Origin of the sequence: Exiguobacterium sp. s130 (assembly GCF_018619055.1) — a bacterium.
Classification (GTDB): domain Bacteria; phylum Bacillota; class Bacilli; order Exiguobacteriales; family Exiguobacteriaceae; genus Exiguobacterium_A.
The window spans coordinates 624217-640926 of sequence record NZ_JACSNI010000003.1 but is presented as its reverse complement, the minus strand read 5'-3'; the positions used below and the strand labels follow the sequence as shown (position 1 = coordinate 640926).

The 16710-nt window shown below is 41.9% G+C and carries 22 protein-coding genes and 2 pseudogenes; 5 read left to right on the top strand and 19 right to left on the bottom strand.

Translation table 11 applies throughout. The features are described from left to right. Positions 1 to 178: 178 nt before the first annotated feature. Positions 179 to 364, bottom strand: coding sequence for a hypothetical protein (locus HZS85_RS11040; RefSeq protein WP_035408297.1), 186 nt, complete (start codon positions 362 to 364; stop codon positions 179 to 181). An 87-nt stretch (positions 365 to 451) separates the two neighbouring features. Between HZS85_RS11040 and HZS85_RS16785 the strand changes: the two are divergent. Next, positions 452 to 586: pseudogene (locus tag HZS85_RS16785) on the top strand (methyl-accepting chemotaxis protein); the annotation flags it as partial. Between the two features lie 164 nt (positions 587 to 750). Here the strand turns inward: HZS85_RS16785 and HZS85_RS11030 are convergent. The 18 genes and pseudogenes from HZS85_RS11030 to HZS85_RS10950 all read right to left on the bottom strand — a co-directional run bounded on the left by HZS85_RS11030 (position 751) and on the right by HZS85_RS10950 (position 12979). After that, positions 751 to 1203: a hypothetical protein gene (locus HZS85_RS11030; protein WP_214855930.1), complete on the bottom strand. Its 453-nt coding sequence runs from the start codon at positions 1201 to 1203 to the stop codon at positions 751 to 753. A gap of 17 nt (positions 1204 to 1220) precedes the next feature. Next, a pseudogene (locus HZS85_RS11025) lies at positions 1221 to 2250 on the bottom strand (IS1595 family transposase). Between the two features lie 80 nt (positions 2251 to 2330). Next, positions 2331 to 2792 (bottom strand): hypothetical protein, encoded by a 462-nt coding sequence (locus HZS85_RS11020; protein ID WP_214855928.1) that lies wholly within the window; start codon positions 2790 to 2792, stop codon positions 2331 to 2333. Positions 2793 to 2967: 175 nt separating this feature from the next. Then, the gene (locus tag HZS85_RS16780; RefSeq protein WP_251137932.1) at positions 2968 to 3105 is read right to left on the bottom strand and encodes a hypothetical protein; all 138 of its coding nucleotides are present in this window, start codon (positions 3103 to 3105) and stop codon (positions 2968 to 2970) included. A 141-nt stretch (positions 3106 to 3246) separates the two neighbouring features. Next, a complete protein-coding gene (locus tag HZS85_RS16775; RefSeq protein WP_251137931.1) occupies positions 3247 to 3402 on the bottom strand; it encodes a hypothetical protein in 156 nt (51 codons plus the stop codon). Next, on the bottom strand, positions 3402 to 4187 hold the full coding sequence (locus HZS85_RS11010) for a hypothetical protein (protein WP_251137930.1): 786 nt from the start codon (positions 4185 to 4187) through the stop codon (positions 3402 to 3404). The genes HZS85_RS16775 and HZS85_RS11010 overlap by 1 nt, the downstream gene beginning before the upstream one ends. Next, positions 4177 to 4344: a hypothetical protein gene (locus HZS85_RS11005; RefSeq protein ID WP_200934373.1), complete on the bottom strand. Its 168-nt coding sequence runs from the start codon at positions 4342 to 4344 to the stop codon at positions 4177 to 4179. Before HZS85_RS11005 ends, HZS85_RS11010 begins: the two co-directional genes overlap by 11 nt. Before the next feature lie 14 nt (positions 4345 to 4358). Next, complete coding sequence (locus HZS85_RS16770; protein WP_251137929.1) at positions 4359 to 5363, bottom strand: DUF2716 domain-containing protein; 1005 nt, start codon at positions 5361 to 5363, stop codon at positions 4359 to 4361. 58 nt (positions 5364 to 5421) lie between these two features. Then, positions 5422 to 5904 carry a DUF2691 family protein gene (locus HZS85_RS10995; RefSeq protein ID WP_214855925.1) on the bottom strand — a complete coding sequence of 161 codons (483 nt, stop codon included), beginning with the start codon at positions 5902 to 5904 and terminating at the stop codon, positions 5422 to 5424. A 22-nt stretch (positions 5905 to 5926) separates the two neighbouring features. Then, on the bottom strand, positions 5927 to 6559 hold the full coding sequence (locus HZS85_RS10990) for a hypothetical protein (protein WP_214855922.1): 633 nt from the start codon (positions 6557 to 6559) through the stop codon (positions 5927 to 5929). Positions 6560 to 6572: 13 nt separating this feature from the next. Next, positions 6573 to 7052 carry a hypothetical protein gene (locus HZS85_RS10985; protein WP_214855920.1) on the bottom strand — a complete coding sequence of 160 codons (480 nt, stop codon included), beginning with the start codon at positions 7050 to 7052 and terminating at the stop codon, positions 6573 to 6575. 10 nt (positions 7053 to 7062) lie between these two features. Then, positions 7063 to 8235 carry an SMI1/KNR4 family protein gene (locus tag HZS85_RS10980; protein WP_214855918.1) on the bottom strand — a complete coding sequence of 391 codons (1173 nt, stop codon included), beginning with the start codon at positions 8233 to 8235 and terminating at the stop codon, positions 7063 to 7065. A 73-nt stretch (positions 8236 to 8308) separates the two neighbouring features. After that, on the bottom strand, positions 8309 to 8974 hold the full coding sequence (locus HZS85_RS10975) for a hypothetical protein (RefSeq protein ID WP_214855916.1): 666 nt from the start codon (positions 8972 to 8974) through the stop codon (positions 8309 to 8311). Positions 8975 to 9000: 26 nt separating this feature from the next. Continuing rightward, positions 9001 to 9576, bottom strand: coding sequence for a hypothetical protein (locus HZS85_RS10970; protein ID WP_214855914.1), 576 nt, complete (start codon positions 9574 to 9576; stop codon positions 9001 to 9003). 112 nt (positions 9577 to 9688) lie between these two features. After that, positions 9689 to 10411 carry a DUF2750 domain-containing protein gene (locus HZS85_RS10965; RefSeq protein ID WP_214855912.1) on the bottom strand — a complete coding sequence of 241 codons (723 nt, stop codon included), beginning with the start codon at positions 10409 to 10411 and terminating at the stop codon, positions 9689 to 9691. A 30-nt stretch (positions 10412 to 10441) separates the two neighbouring features. Next, positions 10442 to 11098, bottom strand: a complete 657-nt coding sequence (locus HZS85_RS10960; protein ID WP_214855910.1) for a hypothetical protein — start codon at positions 11096 to 11098, stop codon at positions 10442 to 10444. A 29-nt stretch (positions 11099 to 11127) separates the two neighbouring features. Continuing rightward, on the bottom strand, positions 11128 to 11667 hold the full coding sequence (locus tag HZS85_RS10955; protein ID WP_214855907.1) for a hypothetical protein: 540 nt from the start codon (positions 11665 to 11667) through the stop codon (positions 11128 to 11130). Between the two features lie 16 nt (positions 11668 to 11683). Continuing rightward, a complete protein-coding gene (locus HZS85_RS10950) occupies positions 11684 to 12979 on the bottom strand; it encodes a suppressor of fused domain protein (protein ID WP_214855904.1) in 1296 nt (431 codons plus the stop codon). Positions 12980 to 14070: 1091 nt separating this feature from the next. Here HZS85_RS10950 and HZS85_RS10945 point away from each other — a divergent pair. From HZS85_RS10945 to HZS85_RS16970, 4 genes are all read left to right on the top strand, one after another. Continuing rightward, positions 14071 to 14310, top strand: coding sequence for a hypothetical protein (locus HZS85_RS10945; RefSeq protein WP_214855901.1), 240 nt, complete (start codon positions 14071 to 14073; stop codon positions 14308 to 14310). 109 nt (positions 14311 to 14419) lie between these two features. Then, on the top strand, positions 14420 to 14806 hold the full coding sequence (locus tag HZS85_RS10940) for a hypothetical protein (protein ID WP_214855899.1): 387 nt from the start codon (positions 14420 to 14422) through the stop codon (positions 14804 to 14806). A 170-nt stretch (positions 14807 to 14976) separates the two neighbouring features. After that, positions 14977 to 16539, top strand: coding sequence for a glycosyltransferase family 2 protein (locus HZS85_RS10935; protein WP_214855897.1), 1563 nt, complete (start codon positions 14977 to 14979; stop codon positions 16537 to 16539). Next, a complete protein-coding gene (locus HZS85_RS16970) occupies positions 16461 to 16658 on the top strand; it encodes a hypothetical protein (protein WP_353048871.1) in 198 nt (65 codons plus the stop codon). The genes HZS85_RS10935 and HZS85_RS16970 overlap by 79 nt, the downstream gene beginning before the upstream one ends. Positions 16659 to 16710 lie beyond the last annotated feature (52 nt).

Sequence of the window (16710 nt, the reverse complement as noted above, 5' to 3'; positions counted from 1 at the left end):
CCCGAATTCCTCCGCCATAATCTGGTATCCGTCTCGTCCCGTCAGATAACGTTCAACGACCTTGATCTTAAATGCCTTCGTATATTTGACCATAAAAAACACCCCATAAAAGTTGGATTTTTATGTCCAACTTTTATGGGGCAGTTCATATCGGACGCTCTTTTTGTAGATTGAATATTTACTCTTTATTTTGAAAGATTTCTGTGTTCTCAATACGAATCGCATCTACGATACCGCAATCCATACAAAACGAAAATACTTTTTGAGCACTATGAAATGACCCTTTAGATGGCTTTAGTGGAATATAATCTGTTGCCTCTTGAAAATTAGTACTTCCGCATGATGAGCAAATTTTATTTTCCATTTAAAGTACCCCCAATAAATATTGTCTATAAAGTAATTTACATCTAATTCAATCTTATTTTATCATTCATGATATTCTGAACAAACCAATCTACCTGCCTTGAATGTAGCGATTGAACCAGCACGAGCTGCTGAGCAAGAAAAAGGATTTTCCATTGTCGCCTCTGATGTCAAGAATCCCTCTATGCATGTCGCTGAAAACGAAGGTGAAAATCCAGATTGAAGAGTAACGTCTTTTTGCGATAAAGCATCCCTTCTGTAGAGTAAATCTACATAAGAGATGCTTTTTGTGACCTCAAGTTTATTAAACAAAAGGCTCTGTTAAACTTTAATGTTGATTTTTAAACAAAATATAGGAACTCCGATGTTTGGCGGAGTTCCTATTGTTCAATCCCAATAGTTAAAGATTACTTGCCCTACCGTTTCAGGTTTCCAATAGGAAATTTGTTCTAACTCAGCACTATTTAATTCTGTTTTCTTTATAAGATTTTGATTAAAAGGAACATTTAGTTCAACTGTACCTATTATTCGGTAGAAAGAAGGAAATTGTTCATTAAGAACAGGTCTGTCGATGAATTTAATGTTTCCAAATTCAACTACCGAAGCGAATGCAAGATAAGGATAATGTTCATTCAACAGTATATAAAACCTATTACCTAAAACATCAACTTGAGCATAATAAAAGTTTGATGGGTATTGTGGCGTAATGAAATCAATTAATTTCCCACGATTACGAGAGGCAAAGTCGAAGCATAATTGTTTAAATTGTTTCCCGTCTACTTGTGGAGGGGTATTGGCTTTTGAATCATAAAAACCAGTTATTCCATTAGGAAGTTTCATCCTGTTTTCACCATCCGTTACACACTGAATTTTGATAAACGCAAACTATCATAAGTATCCGTCATTTCAAATACAAATGAAGTTAGTAGAAATTCCTTAATGTGCTGTTTCGTGCTTTCGTTACTTCGACTATCGACAAATAAGAACCAAGCAAGGTAATTATCAAGATATTTTGTAGCCACACCTTTAAAACGGTCTATCCATTGTTTCAATCGGGAATGGAGACCATTTACATTTTGAATATGATACAAACCCTTAATAACGTGTTTTCCACCGTCAGATTTAATTCGGTAATGCTCTAAACCCTTTTCTTTCGCATAGGTTTTATAGGCTCTCCAAGCGTCTGTGACAAGAACATTTTCATTGGACAATTTAGAACCGATTAAACTATCAACTTTTGTCTTTACAATACGCCCCATACAAGCAACTTTGGAGACGGTTGCTTTTGTTCGGTCTCTGGCAACGAGAACACAAACCTGTTCGTGACTAATCCCTCTGTGCTTAGATTTACCACCGCGTTTTCGAGGTTTACGGTCAATAATGCCTCGTTGTCCCTTTTGAGAGTACAGGAAATAGGTCTCGTCAATTTCAACGATACCATCAAAATGTTCAATATCCATTTGTTTTAAGGCGTTTAACAGTTTGTGTCTCCAATAAAAAAGCGTAACCCAAATAACCCCTACGATTTCAGCCGATTTTCGCAGGGAATATCCTTTGAACATACAATCAACAAATGTAATCCATTCGTTTCCTTTCCGAGTGCGGAACAAAACAGTGTTTGTTGTATCAGTAAAAGTCTTGTTGCAACACTTACAGCGATAGTGTTGGCGACCATTATATTTTTCCGAATCGAACAACGTGTTCTGATGAACAATGAGGACACTCAAAACCTTCTTTAAAACGAGTTTCCCTCATTTTGTTAATTAAACGACCACCAACAGAAGATGATGGTTCAACATAGCGTTTAACCCATTGATAAACTTGTTCTTTTTTTGTATGCGGTAATTTGTCGATATACTTTAACAAGTTGCTAAACGCTTTGCTCACCTTGAACCCTCCATCGAATGTTTGTTCTTATGTTGATTATGTCAAGGATTCGGACAGGTATCAAATATCAACATTAACCTTTAACAGAGCCTTTTGAAAAACCATCCTTTGACCATTCTCAGCTCAAACGTCAAGAGATTCGTAAACGATATAAAGAAGTTTTCGTTCACAGCCCCATACCAATAGGTCTCATCTAGCAACAGCTCAAGTTCGCTCGCATCATGCACCTGAACGCTATAGTATAAGTTCTTATTTGGTCGAACCTTTGTATACGATAGATCGTGCTTTTGAAAAAACGGCTCGACCTCCTCGTCCGTAAAACCTCCACCGAACGTGACGAAAATCGGGTAGCGATTGAGACGCGTCAAAAATTGTTTTAAGACTCGATTTGAATCGCCTTGATAGTCTCTTTTAGTTTCCATATCCGGTAGACAACCCATTGAATAGATGAAGTCGATACGTTCTGGTCGATCAACGTACAAGTATCTATCCTTAAACACTTGTGCGTGATTCATATGCTTCTCAAAATAGACACATAACACGATTCCACTCCTCCCTCAATCACTTTATTACCGCTCGATTTCATCTTCTGGAAACAGTGCTTCTATTCGATTACTGGCACTACTCTCTTTTTTTAATTAACCACCGTCTTACTTTTGTCATTTCAAACTTCAAAGTGAACCCTTTAAACCAAAGCCGCTATGAATCAGCGGCTTCTTAGTTTTCACTCTGTTTCGTGATCAAAATATGCGTTCTTTCAGGAATCTCAATGTCTTCTAACTGATCAAGTGCTAATGATAACGTCATACTTTTCACTTGCGGATCGGATTCTTCCCCAATCCAACAGGTATACATTTCAAACGATTCACCCTCGTCTAAGAACTCGTTCATGAGCGTAAACAAATAACGCAGCTTTTCTTTCGATTCCAGTGAAATTTCGGAATCAAAAGGTTCAACGATCTCGATGCCCCAGTGACTCGAAATTTCATATACATATCATTTATGAAAATACTTCGTTTTTACTTCATACAGACAGTCTTCATCCGCAAAACAGGGACCGATATATAAAGGAACGGTTTCATCTTTTTCATCTAAATTGAGATACTGTTCAGGAATTTGTCTCTCCATACAGATATATGATGCTAAGCTCATTATGCTTCCTCCTTCTGTATGATGTTTCCATCGTCCATCTTTCCAAAATGCGCGATTTTTCCATTCGTACAAAAGTGATCGAGCATGCCAAATCGATCCGTTGCATCGCGAGTCACGATGAAGTTGTAGGCCATCAATAACGAGAATTCAGACATGAAGTTCTCAAGCGTTTGCTGCGTGGGACGTGCATCTTTCGAAAATAATCTTGACGTAACTTCCTTTCGATTCAGCAAATGCAATACATGTTCTTCAAACACCGCTTGCCAATTGGAATCGTGCAACGTCATCACATGAATCGAATCATCATTTTCTAAAATATCTCGACCACAAAAGACGACCTCGACTGGAAACGTGGCATGTGGTAAAACCGCATTGAAAAAGTTCTCATATTCTGTCCCTACGTCATCGAGCTCTTCATATGCGACTCCATACATCGAGACACAATCGTTCGTAACCCGGACGATTCCTTGTCCTTGTTTTTGGATGATGAGCGTCACCTCTGCTTCAGTTGCCATTTCTTGCTGTTCGATGACAAGATGTTCGAGAAGTCGGTCAAGCTTCGCGGCATCGGTCATGATGAAGTGGGAACGAACCGTCCAATCCGATAAATCATGAATATTTGGATTCTGCTTGAGTGGTCGTTCCAGAAACTTTACTTCAAACGGATACGAATGCTGACTTACTTGAAGACGGACGAGGTCTTTCCAATCGTCACGTGGCAGCAGTTCCCGAAACACATCGATCCACTCGTCTCGTTCAAGTAGCATTCCATTCTTATTTTTCATCTTTCATCCGACCTTCTAGTTTGCTACAGAGATAGCCCACGATATGTTCATGCGTCGTACGTTCTTCGAGATCATCATTGTCGACTAATTCATTGATTGTCTCCGAGATGATTTGCCATAATGCGGTTCCGTGATACTCATCGTATGGTGTTCTCACTTCCGGTCCTCCTTTTATCCTCTCCGGATTTCATTCGTAAAACTCTTTGTTTTTTGGAACGCAGTAATTAGATCTTCTCCAAACAACGTGATGCTACCCTCCCACGGATGACCGAGATATCCCCAGCGAAAATCACGAGCGATGAAAAAGGAGTAATCGCCATCTGGAACTGCTGGAATCATCCAGTCTCCTTCTTCATTTCGAAGAAACGGACGTCTTGGGTCGATCCAATACCCTTGATGATTCCAATCGAGAGCCATGACGCGTTCTCTTTCAACAGTCAGCTCAATCAGAATACGTCCTAGTTCTCGTTCGATTTCTTCTCGTTTCTTATAATCCACTTCGTATGTAATGAACGGACTTGGGGCATGGTATGAGGGGAAGACTCTCGTACTGGGTGTGAACTGAAATTGTTGATCAATGACGTGCCATACCTTCTCATCCTCCGCTTGCGTCATCGGAATCCAGCTCCATGGTTTACCTTCATCAATTAAATCGAACGGCGCTCCTTCAGGGTATAGAACGGTGTACGCTTCTCCTTCTGATATCGCGATGATCAGTTCGCCTTGCACATCATGTTCCTTTATCCCTTCAAAGATCAGAGAAACGGCTGCCTCGACATCAAGGACATAGTAAAAGATATTCGTCGTGCCACTTCCTATATCTCCCCCTTCACAGTAGCCGTTTCCTGTATGAAGCAGACCTTCATCGATTATCTCTTCCATCATATGGCGACGCTCGAGTCCTGCTTCTGCCTGACCCTCGTCATAAGGAAACTGGACGATTAGTTCCCGGTAATCTGCCTCGTTCAGCTCGCGATAGCCTTGACGTTCAAACTTCTCGATCAGCTGCAAAATCTGTACACCTAATCGTTTGAAGCGCGAGACACGCACCTGTCCTATGTCTTCCGCTCTCACCCACTCTCCAACGATTCCTTGATGTTGAATGATGAGGCGTCCCTCCGTATAGATTGTTTGGTAGAGTATATCCGAGCCGCTTTGTTTTGTCAGTTGGATCATGAGTGGTTTCGCTCCCTTCTATCACAATACGTTTACATCTGCTAGTACGAATAACGTCCTATTCTGACCATACCGACAAACGGGTCCGTGGATCATTGTTATCTGTCACCCACTTAATTCCGGTATATCCACGTTTCACAGCGTTCTCATAAAACGCTTCGGATACGTGCTGCTCCTTACAATAGATATCGACGTACGTGCAGTCATAAATCAAAATCGCGATGTGACAATTGCTTTTCTGAAACCACTCATACGTCATTCCTACTTCTTCAGTCTGACCACTTTGAAATGCAAACAATTCAGCAAAGATCAGGTAATTGCTAGGTCCCCTTAGCCATTTCGCTAGTTCACGTCCTGTCACGTTCTGATCGACCGAAAACTCTTCTAAACTGTCATACAACTCCCCGTCCATGGTTTGGATTGGAAAATCAAAATTACGAAGAAACCAATCATACTCTTTCATTTCAATCGCACTTAATATGTCGAGCAAGATACGCCCCGGTTCATTCGGGATTTCAAATGACACACCACGCAGACTCATCGAATCCCCTCTTTCTATCTTGTCATAAGAAGGCTACCGTATGAAAACACTGTAGTTCTTGTTCTTCACTTGAACTTCCCCACGTGCAGACGGCGTAACCTTGTGCTGCCAATGTCGTAACTATCTCGACGACTGGTACGTCTCCACTTTCTGTTAAGCCGATATCGAGCACCTGCGTTAGTAATTCCTGACAATGTAATGGTCGATCATGATTCGCACAAATAATGGTATACATAGCTGGAGAGTCACTAATCATTTCAATGGCTCTCGAAAGCTGTTCGAGACCAAATTCAGCGATCCCAACGTAATATGGTTCTTTGTCAATTTGGACCGGCACTTCTATTCGGGAGGTGAAGCCATCAAGCATCTCTTTTCGTTCGAGCAAACGCCACAGCTTGTAATAATCAAAGATTCTTTTGGACTGGAACCCATTTCCGACACATGCCACTATATAAAAGCGATACGTGCTCAGCTCATGCTTTTTCGTTAGCTCGTTACGGAACATTTCACTACTGATTTGTTTGAACTGGACGATTTCTTCTGGAAATAAGAGCATCTCACCGACTACACATAAACAACGAATTGACGAACTCGCATCCGCAAGCCAAGGGTAGACGCGGGTCGCATCGCTATGCTCTTCGATATACGTTTTCATGAAACTCTCCTTTTCAAACCCACTGACACGATACACTTTGATACGTTTCAAACTGTAGATACACGAGTTGATTCGTACCAAGACGAGTGAGTCTGAGTGATTGTTGTGATGGTTTAGTGTAAGGCAATTCGAATCTGACACCTTCGACTTTTTTCAATAAAAAATAAGCCCAGTGCCGATCGTATTCATTCTCAGACAGAGCCTCCCATACCGCATCTTCACAATGATTCGCCTCGTAAACATACAATTTCATGATCGTATTTTCCGCTATCACGGGTAACTCCGCGAATACGGGAGGGTTCGGAACTCGCGGTTTCTGGATGACCAAGGTATAGCCATCTTTCAGAAGACGATCCAATTGTTCGCGGCTATCCGGTATCTCCTCTTTGATGACGGAAGACGGGAGTTTTCTGATTCGGATCGGTAACCCCACCTCATATTCAAAAGGATCGTCGAGTGCGAGTAAGTCTTCACGGGAATAGATTGTTTTCACGAAATCATCCTCACATTCTTTTATGTAGTGCTTTCAGGTTACACGCGCGCCATGCATCACGGACGATATCTTGGAAAGTCGTCGCCTTAGGTTTGAGTTTCAACGTTCTATAGTCGAAGCGATAGACGGCTTCGTTTGGACCCTCTTTCAATACTGCGTAGTATTCGTCCTGTCTAAACGATGAGCAAAAAAAGAAATACTTATCACGGATCGCATCGAACTCGGTTAACGCGTATTCCTCGAGACTAACGGAGAGATTGCCTTGGATCTCACGCGATAATCCGTTCCAGCTCGTCAACGGAATACCGTATAAGTTCAACTCTTCGGCAAAACGCATACCGTTACAGACTCTCAAAATATCTTTATACCACTCCGGAATCGCAAAATGATCGGTCTCGAATGCTTGGATACGAGCTTCTGGACAGGGACTTTCCACTGCCACTTGATAGTTTTGAATGGAGGATGAATAATCATACAAATACAGTTTGTGCTCCACCTTCTGACCTTCAATCGGAATACTGTACTTCAAGGATTTTTGATCGTTCACATAAAATAATCGCATCGCCTGAAGGATACTCGTAAGAAAGGCATCGTCAGGCAAAGCAGTGTTCTGATGATTCAGTCGTGGTACGTCGACGTCTTCCAGCGATAATTCTTCCTCGTCATCGTGTTCTTCAAAAGCTTCATGTTCTCCGAGGACGATCGCGATGCCTGTCACGTTCCCGTCTTCTCGGCGGACGAGGACTTCATAGTGTCCGTCCCCCATCAACTGAACGGCGACACCGAACGGAAACAGGAAGATCTCGTCTTCCATCATTTCGTCTGAAATTGCGATATAGAACGGGTCGATTTCTTCGTCGAACTCCAAGGTATTTCGAATCTCCCAGTCGATGGCTTCCCGTCTCCCGTAATCAGCTGTGTTCATGACAACGAGCTGCGCTGAATCAACAACGACTAGATCGGATAACGGCTCGAAATCGAATGGAGCCATCTTCGTTTTTTCTTTCACCGTTAAGTAAAGCAAATTGATTGATTCAAACTCATCTTCGTCATAGAAGACCGTCCAAATCGAACCTTGTTCAACTGGAATTGTCACGTTGTACTCAATATCCGGCTCAAAGAAAGCCGGATCCGAGACGATTAGATTTCCTTCCCGACTTGTAAACGTGCCTAATTTTTTCATGGTGTATACCTCTTTCTTAAATATAACGGTGAGGGGCATTTCTAACCTGTTAATGCCATTAGATTAATCAAATTTAATCCTTTAATTCTTGTTGCATGCGCCACTCCATGAATCCGGTGGTGTGTTCTTCTCGGAAACGAACCCAGTACGTTAAGGTTTGATTCAACTTCTGCCATTCGATGATACATTCCGATTTGAAAACTACATCATCGAGTTGCTCGATTAGCAACCAAGCCTCTGTTAAGGAGGCTACATCTTCTTCTATTTCTCCTAAATACAAATCTTCATCGAGATGATGGAAGGAATACCATAACCCGTATAAATGATGGTCAATCATTCTCTCGATTGCTAACTGCTCCCGCCTTCCCCCACGCGTAATTGCCTCTTGTAAGTAGATGAAACGGTCATCTTCATCAAAAAAGAGACCATACCAGCGATACGGTCGAACGTCATCCGGCAACTCTTTCATCCACTGATCCAAGATAGGTTTTAGAAGGCGTTTTTGTATCGGATGAATCAAAAGGACCGAAACGTCTGACTCTCCTTCACACGTTAACAGCAACCAACTCACAAACGTCCGTTGTCTTTCGAAATCCCACGCATTCGCTTCTTCAATGAATTCGTCGATATGTACTAACCACTCTTTGCGCAAGCCGCGTTCTTTCGCAAGAAGAGCATTATGTAAATGTGGTATCTCAGAAACGATAGGATCTTGTAGTAACTTATTTAGAAGCGACATGTTTCATCTCCTTTTAAAGAGTGCTATTATTCCACTTTCATATTTTGTCTTGTTTTTCGAAGATGAGACCATAATAATACTCCCGTGCTTATCGAAAGAATCGGGAAAAGATACGGGATGTACGATTCTTGCTGATGAATCACGTGCATGAAAAAGTAGCTAATGAAGCAGACACTTCGAAGCCATGTAGGGAGGTAACCTTTACTGAGAAAACCTAAAAACATCAAGAGAATACCCATTCCAAATACTACAGTTGGTAAGACAGAGAAAGATGTTACTAACTGAAACAGACCTAGTCCCATTAAGATATAGGCAAACCACGATGTCCGTCGTCGAAACTTCTCGCGTTCCTTTCGTCCAGGTTGCATCTGGTAGATATCATCTTGTCTGTATCCCTCCGCCTGTTTCTCTGCAATCAATTCATTCAGTCTTCGTTTTGCTTGACGCCGAAACGTGTATCGTTCTTCGATTGAATCGCTGACATCTTGATCGAGCTTCCATTGCTCGGTGACACCGTGATACATCTGAATCGTTCGACCATCGCGATACATGAACCAGAAATAGGTGATGCCATCCACTTGCTTACTAAGTATGACGATCATTTTTTCATCATCCTTAATCTATTAAGTTAATCTTCTACAGTTTTTGTCCATGGCGATAGATACGCCACACATCTGACATTCTATCGACTTGTTTCAAAACGCCCAAATCCTATTAACCTTCTAAATCTGCTAGTACATCTTCCGGATCAAGTTCGATCCCGACGAGCTCTGGTCCCCAGTTCAAGCCACAATACAGTCCGTCGTCAATCATGTTCGGTAACCAGCCATCCATGAATAAATCCAGATCCAAGCGAATTAGATGATAGTCCGCCCATTCCTTCATCCGCAACGCTTTCGCCCCTGCTTCCGTCGAAAAGAATAACAGCACGTCCGTTTCCTCTTGATTCGACGGACAATACGCCCAGCCCGACTGTTCAAACTTTGATAGACCATAGACAGCGTCCGTTTCAAGAACTGTCTGTAAGAAGTCTTCTGCTTGTTCCGCACTCTGCTCCATTTGTTGTTCCTTTTCAATGAACGCCATCAACGTTGGTGCTACCGGAAACAGCTCTTGTTCCTCATGATCCCACCAGACGATCGTCTTTGTGTCCGGAAATTGATATCCGAGTTCGTCACCCGTTCCGTCCGCCGCAATCCGCAAGAATCCTTCTGGATACTCTTCTGCATCGGTCAAGTTGACACGAACAAGATCATCCCATGTTCGCTTGATATAATGCTCGTCCTTGATTGGATGAAACTCCCATTCGCCGACGCTAAATTTGTTTTCGCGCTTGTATATGTTTCGTAATTCTTTCGGAAGCTCGAAGCCGAGCTCTGCTTCTACCTCTTGTAGTCTCTCTTCTGTAACACCAGGTAATCCATTCTGATATGTCATTCTGTATGACTCCTTTTGTCTTCAATTGAATTATTCGAAGGTATTTAGTACATGATCGATCTGATAATCCGTTGGTAAAATCAGTTTGAGCTGATCGACGTTTTGAAAGGACTCTCCATTCGAAAACCACATGAAACCGAGCGCATCATGTGACGGAAGGATGAACGGTAATCTATCGCGTGCATCAATCACATGCGTGTATTTCGCTTCTTTAAAGATCCATTTTCCAGAGGTTTTCAACTCAAACGTGGGGCGAGCGAACGTGATGAGGAACGTTTCACTATAGGCAGCTCGAAAAAAGGACTCTTCTAAGACGAAACGCAGATCGTTCGCATTCAACACTTCGATACAACAGTAAAAACTGGTGCGCCAATGATCGCCTTCGTACCGCGGATGTTCGTGGCATACGAATGGTCGCGATTTTAAACGTTCTAAGAGGTGCATCTCATCTTCTCTAATCTCATCAAAATTAGTAGTGATATATAAAGGAAAATGATTGTAGCGAACTAGCGTGTCATACAATACCTCCTCCGTCAATTCACTCGTAAAGCTACCTATTGTATGGTCACAACACATGATTTCGTAGATAGTTTGCAAGTGACCAAGCACATTGATTTCGGATGTCTGAAGCATACGTTGGATACTCTTCGACTGAAAAAAGTATTCATCGATCGTCAGCTCGTTCATACTGTTCCTCCTACCTGTGTCGTCATTGCTCAATTTTTTCGGTTAAAGTTTTTCCCTTCAGGATAGAGCCCGGTCAAGCGTCTGCCATAATGAACTTTTGCCTGCCCCATCCGAAGCCGTGTCACTCCATACTGTTTCTTAAAATATTCAATGACGGGTTGGACGATCTGAGATGGTTCGAGGACATGAAGGACGAATTCGATGGCTTCCGGACCATAATCATCCTCAACAAAATAACCGTTTCCGATTTGAAAAAGAAATGTATGAAGGTCGTCTTCGATATTCGAACGATGCTCAAAGATGACTTCATATTCTGTATCCTGACAAAAGATTTCGACGACAATCTCATAGTAATCTGCTTCTTGAACGACGGAGTAACCGTCTTTTTCTTTCTCCGCTACGAGCTCCCGAATGTAAGCATCCAGATTGAAAAATCGCGAGAACTTCTGCTCGCTCATTGGTTCTTCTAACCGCTCTCCCATAATGCCGTGAAACGTGTGAAGTGTCCGTCCATCCTTCTCGAATAACCAAAAATGATTCTGACCGTCGATTTGTTTAATGAGTTGCATGCAGTTCCTCCCGTTCTTATAGGTCTGCGAACCATTCTCCATTCAGCTGGCGAATCACCGTATCGCTTGGTAACTGTTGTCGCAGTCGTTTCGCCCAGTCTGTACGAAGATCATACGCGAAGTGTTCTTCGTTCGAGAGGACATAAAGCATTCCACCATCATGACCGACGATCACGACGGTCGTCTCCTCTGGATAAACGAATCGATCTTCTAGGACACGTGTTTTTCGATACGTCGTTTCGACCTCTCGTTGAATTGACAAACGATCGGAATATGAAAACATGAACAGTTCGTTCATTAATGCAGCTGCATAGGCTTGCTCAAGGATGAGTTCGAGCATCTTAGCATCTTCAATCTTGACCGTGAAGTAATGACTCTCCCTTGTCGATGTTCGTTTTCCGCGTAACCATCCGTCCGTTTGTTTTTGCTTAGACAAGACATGTGAAGTGAACGACATTTGATGTTGCGTGAAGAACGCCTTGTTGTCTTTGTCTTCTTCAAAAGCAAAAAAGGTCGTGTAGATCGGAAAACGATTTTGATGATTTAGAAAATCAAATAGGAAGGTTTGAGTTTCGACCGCATTCCCTTGTGCTTCCGAATCAAGGTCAATGGCATATGCTTTTTTTAATGGTCCGTCTAGCAATAATGGTCGTTGAATTTCATCTTCAAAAAGATTATCTGTAATCTCACACTCGAGAACGAGGAGTTGTCTTTTAGCGTTCAATGCTTCGATTGCTTCTTCTCCCACGAGCGGATGCCGCTTTAAATTAAGCAACTGCATCTCAGTTTCATGTAACATCTCATTAAATTTCTCAGTACCGTATTGTTCGATGTATGCGACTTCTGAAGCAAAGATTGGTACGAACCAGACCGGTAGTACCATTTCCGGTTCCCCGAATGCCGCGCCTCCTTTATGGACTTGAAACGATTCTTCAAAGTAGAATGGTGTCGTCACGTATAGAGCAGCGAAGCCGTACTTCGATAACAATCCATCTGGCATCGGTAAATACTCACCTAGATCATAAGCGTGTCCAGTCTTCCATGCTTCTAGCGTCAAGCGATAAACCAATTCAATCAAGTCCGACTCAGCATCTTGTTGCATGACGGATAGCATCACTTCTTGATGAACGATAGCACCATTCTCGAATTGTAACGGATGACGTAACAGTCCAAGTGACGTCATCGTGATAGCATTAGCAAACGGTGCATTTTGAAACTGCAACAATTGAATCGCCTGCTCTTGTAATTCTTCAATCTCTAGATGACCTGTAATTTCACCGCAATGAGCTTCTAAGTGTTCTATGTAATTCATATTTTATATCCTCATTTCAAGACATTAAAAAATGTCATTTTCAAAAAGTATCTTCTACCATATATTATATATTTCATAATACATTTTTGGGATTTTTTATTTTTTATACCTGTTACTTTAATGTTTTATATAGTTGCACAAGATGGTCGCCTTAGTTCGAAAATAAGAACTGCGCTTCATATGAAAGACGATTAGAAAATCGATGAACTGTAGGCATAAAATCCTGTAAAGCGGTATTTCTTACTTAGGTAAAGAATATCGAGACATCTGAAAATGTCAAAAGATGACTCCGGTTCAATACCGAAGCCACCTCATAGTAACGTAAAAAGTTAGAGCGACTTTTTTAAAGCGTCCATTTGTTAGGCTGTACTCACATGTACCGTTTTCGTTCGAAGAACTTTCCTTCGATCCATGTCCAAATCCGAATTGCTAGGTAAACATCAATTATGCCAATGATTAATGTAACAACAATCATGAGAACACCACTGTATTCAAAAACGAGTAGAGGATGCAAAATTGTAAAAACGACACTCAAAAGAATTGGAATTGTGATACCCATCCAAATAGAATTAAACAATAGTGCCTTCCACATCCAAATCATTCCTTTACTTAGAAATAGATTGTTTAAGTTTAGCATGTGATAAACGGAAAATGTGAAGTATGTGTAGATGCTTTAATAGCACAACCGCTAGAACTCAAAATATGGTTAAAAGAAGATGTGCTACGAATCCTTCAAAGCAATCCATCGAAGAGTTTGAGGAGTTTTTTATTTTTATATTTCTTCGCATAATCAATGACCGTTTTCCCATTGTATCCTGATGATTTGGATCTACTCCGTACTGTAGCAACACTTGAACGACCTTAGCGTGATCCTAACTAACTGCTAACATCAAAATATGCCTTATTTGGATTGAACGGATGTATAGGTACAGGTATTCCTCTTACAGTCCTTCCTCGAAATCTTTATAAATCAAAATCCAATTTAGTTGATATATTCCATTTTGATTACAATTTTAATTTAAAACACTTTTATGTAAGCGTTATCATTATACTGTATACGGTACTTATTCTTTATTTAGGAGTTGAATTAAATGGATACGGTCATCAGTCACTATTCGAAATTCAAATGTCCACGTTGTCGCGAGAAATTCAAGGATGAGATTCTCATTGAAGATTTACATAGTGTAGCGTACGAAGACCGGCGCTTAGGTCTCGAAATCCAGTATGACTTTTCTTCGGAAGTCGCTTGTCCGAACTGCCATCATCAATGGCTCATTGAAGGCAATGTCTGGGAGTATCCTGAAGGCGTCATCGAAGCCATCGAACTATAGTGCGACCAACATGAAACACTTCCCTTTTTCTTAAGTAAGCTACATATGAAGTGTTGCCTTGATGTACACTATCGGTAATACAGAACGTGTACTCCGGAGGGGTTCGCATTTGAAAAGTAAACTTTTATTTTTACTGCTATTTTCGATCGTCTGTCTAGCAGGGTGTAGCGATTACGATCAAGACGGAAATACGACTAGTGAGAAAGCCAAAAAGAAATACGATGCAGCTATCAATCAAGTCTTCAAATCTGAAAACCAGTACTTGAAGCAGCAACAGATCAACCAGCAACTAAAGCGAAACACTAATGAAACGGGCGTCATCGTCTATGAGGATCAAGATTTAATCGAAATCTATTACGACCAATCATCTGAAGGACAAAAAGCCATTTATCAGAAAAAAGGGTCTACTTACGCGCGAAAGACATATACAAAACAAATCAACCGTAAAATTGATTCCTCTGAAAAAAAATACCTTGAGAATATTGGAATCAAGTAATTCCAATCCTATAAGGCTGATTTGTTAATTGTCTAAATGGTCGATGACTCTATTATTTAATGGAGTCATCGACCATTTTCGTGTTTTCTTACCCTTCTCTTTCCTTCATCTGTTTTAAGGTACAGTTCAGGGGGTATTTTTTAATATTTAGTTTAAGGTGGGAATTACTGATGGAAAGAACCGCATCGATCATTATTCCTGTATACAATAAAGCGACATATCTCTCAACTTGTATCGCATCGATCCAAGAACTCACGCTCGATCACTCAATAATCGAAGCGATTTTCGTTGATGACGGTTCGACGGATGAATCGTTATCGATTCTCCACACGGCTGCACAAACGATGGATTTCATTCGCATCATCGAACTTCCTGAAAATACGGGCAGTCCTGCACAACCGCGAAACGTCGGAATTGAAGAAGCGACAGGTACGTACGTCACGTTCTTAGATGCTGATGATCGTCTCGACCCAGTCGGATTCCCTCGACTCGTCGCACAAGCCGCTTCGCATGATGCCGATATCGCATTCGGCCAAACAATCAAACATACCAACACGTCGATTCAAAAGGTTGGCCGCTTTGCATCGTTTACGACAGCGAATCAGCTTGTTCCGTATGAAATCGACAAAGTGTTCCGCGCGGTCGGACCTCCGGGGAAAATTCTGAAGCGCTCCGTCTTGCTTGAACATAACATTCGGTTCAGCGCGATGCAGTACGGTGAAGATAAACTCTTCTTCTTTGAAGCCATCTCGAAATGCCAAACGGCTTCGATGAATCCGGCACCGGTCTATCACGTCAATCGTTTCGCGATGAATGATTCGCTCGTCGGACAAACAAGTATTTTCGAAAAGACGACCTTCAATTTACAAGTGCTTGAGAAAACGCTCGAACTTGATATTCCGGCAGTTGCTAAAACCCATGCTTTGAGTCGGTTGATCGAGATGGACTTCCTCTCCCGACTGTTCAACAACAAGCGTTTCCTTGAGCATCCGCAACAACAAACTTTCTTTGATTTATTCGACGAAATGATCATGATCTTTGAACGCCATAATGCAGATCCAGCGGATTTCATTTTCGATGACATCTTTCAAAAACAGTACGCCTTGCTTCAGCAAAAAGATTATGACAGCTTCGTCACTCTCATCACGTTGCTCCTCCAAAAACATAAAGCCCGGCGATATGTATCGGAGAATCGTCTCTATTACCGAATGCCTGCTTCGTTACATCATCTCGGACCTGTCCTTGAGCCATTCTTTGCCTCGTATGCAGGCACGCGTCTCGTTGATGGTCTCTTCTATGAAGTCGTACAATTACTCAAAGACGACATGTCTTCGATCGATCAAGTTCTCTTAATCGCACCCAACGATGAAACAACGGAGACCGACGTTCCGTTCCATATCGATGAGAACGAACTGTTCATTCCGACAGAGGCACTCGAACCGCGTTCAGATCCATTCCAATTGATGCTGATCCATGACGACTATCATCCGTTCGTCGTCCGGATGACGTTACCGAGTAGTGTCGACGAAATGCATTTGCATTATCAACAGCTTAAAGTCGAATTTCGTCCCGAGGAACAAAAATCACCGTTACAGAAAATCGACGCGACGAAGTATCATATCGAAGCACCGACGCAAGTCGTCGTACTCGAGAAATCATTGAGCATGGAACGACTGGTTTTATCATTCCACCTGGAGACTCGTCAGCCTTTGCTGAAGCAGCGATTCACTTGATGGAGCAACCATCCCTAAGACGTCAAATGGGCGAAGCCGCCTTGCATTCGGTGGACCGTTTTTCGGATGATCTTTTCATGAAAAATTGGCTGATGCTTTTGAATCAGCTCGACGAATAGTTAGTCGACCTCCTCCCCTGTGAGGAGTTTTTTTGTCTATCCACCAAAGTCC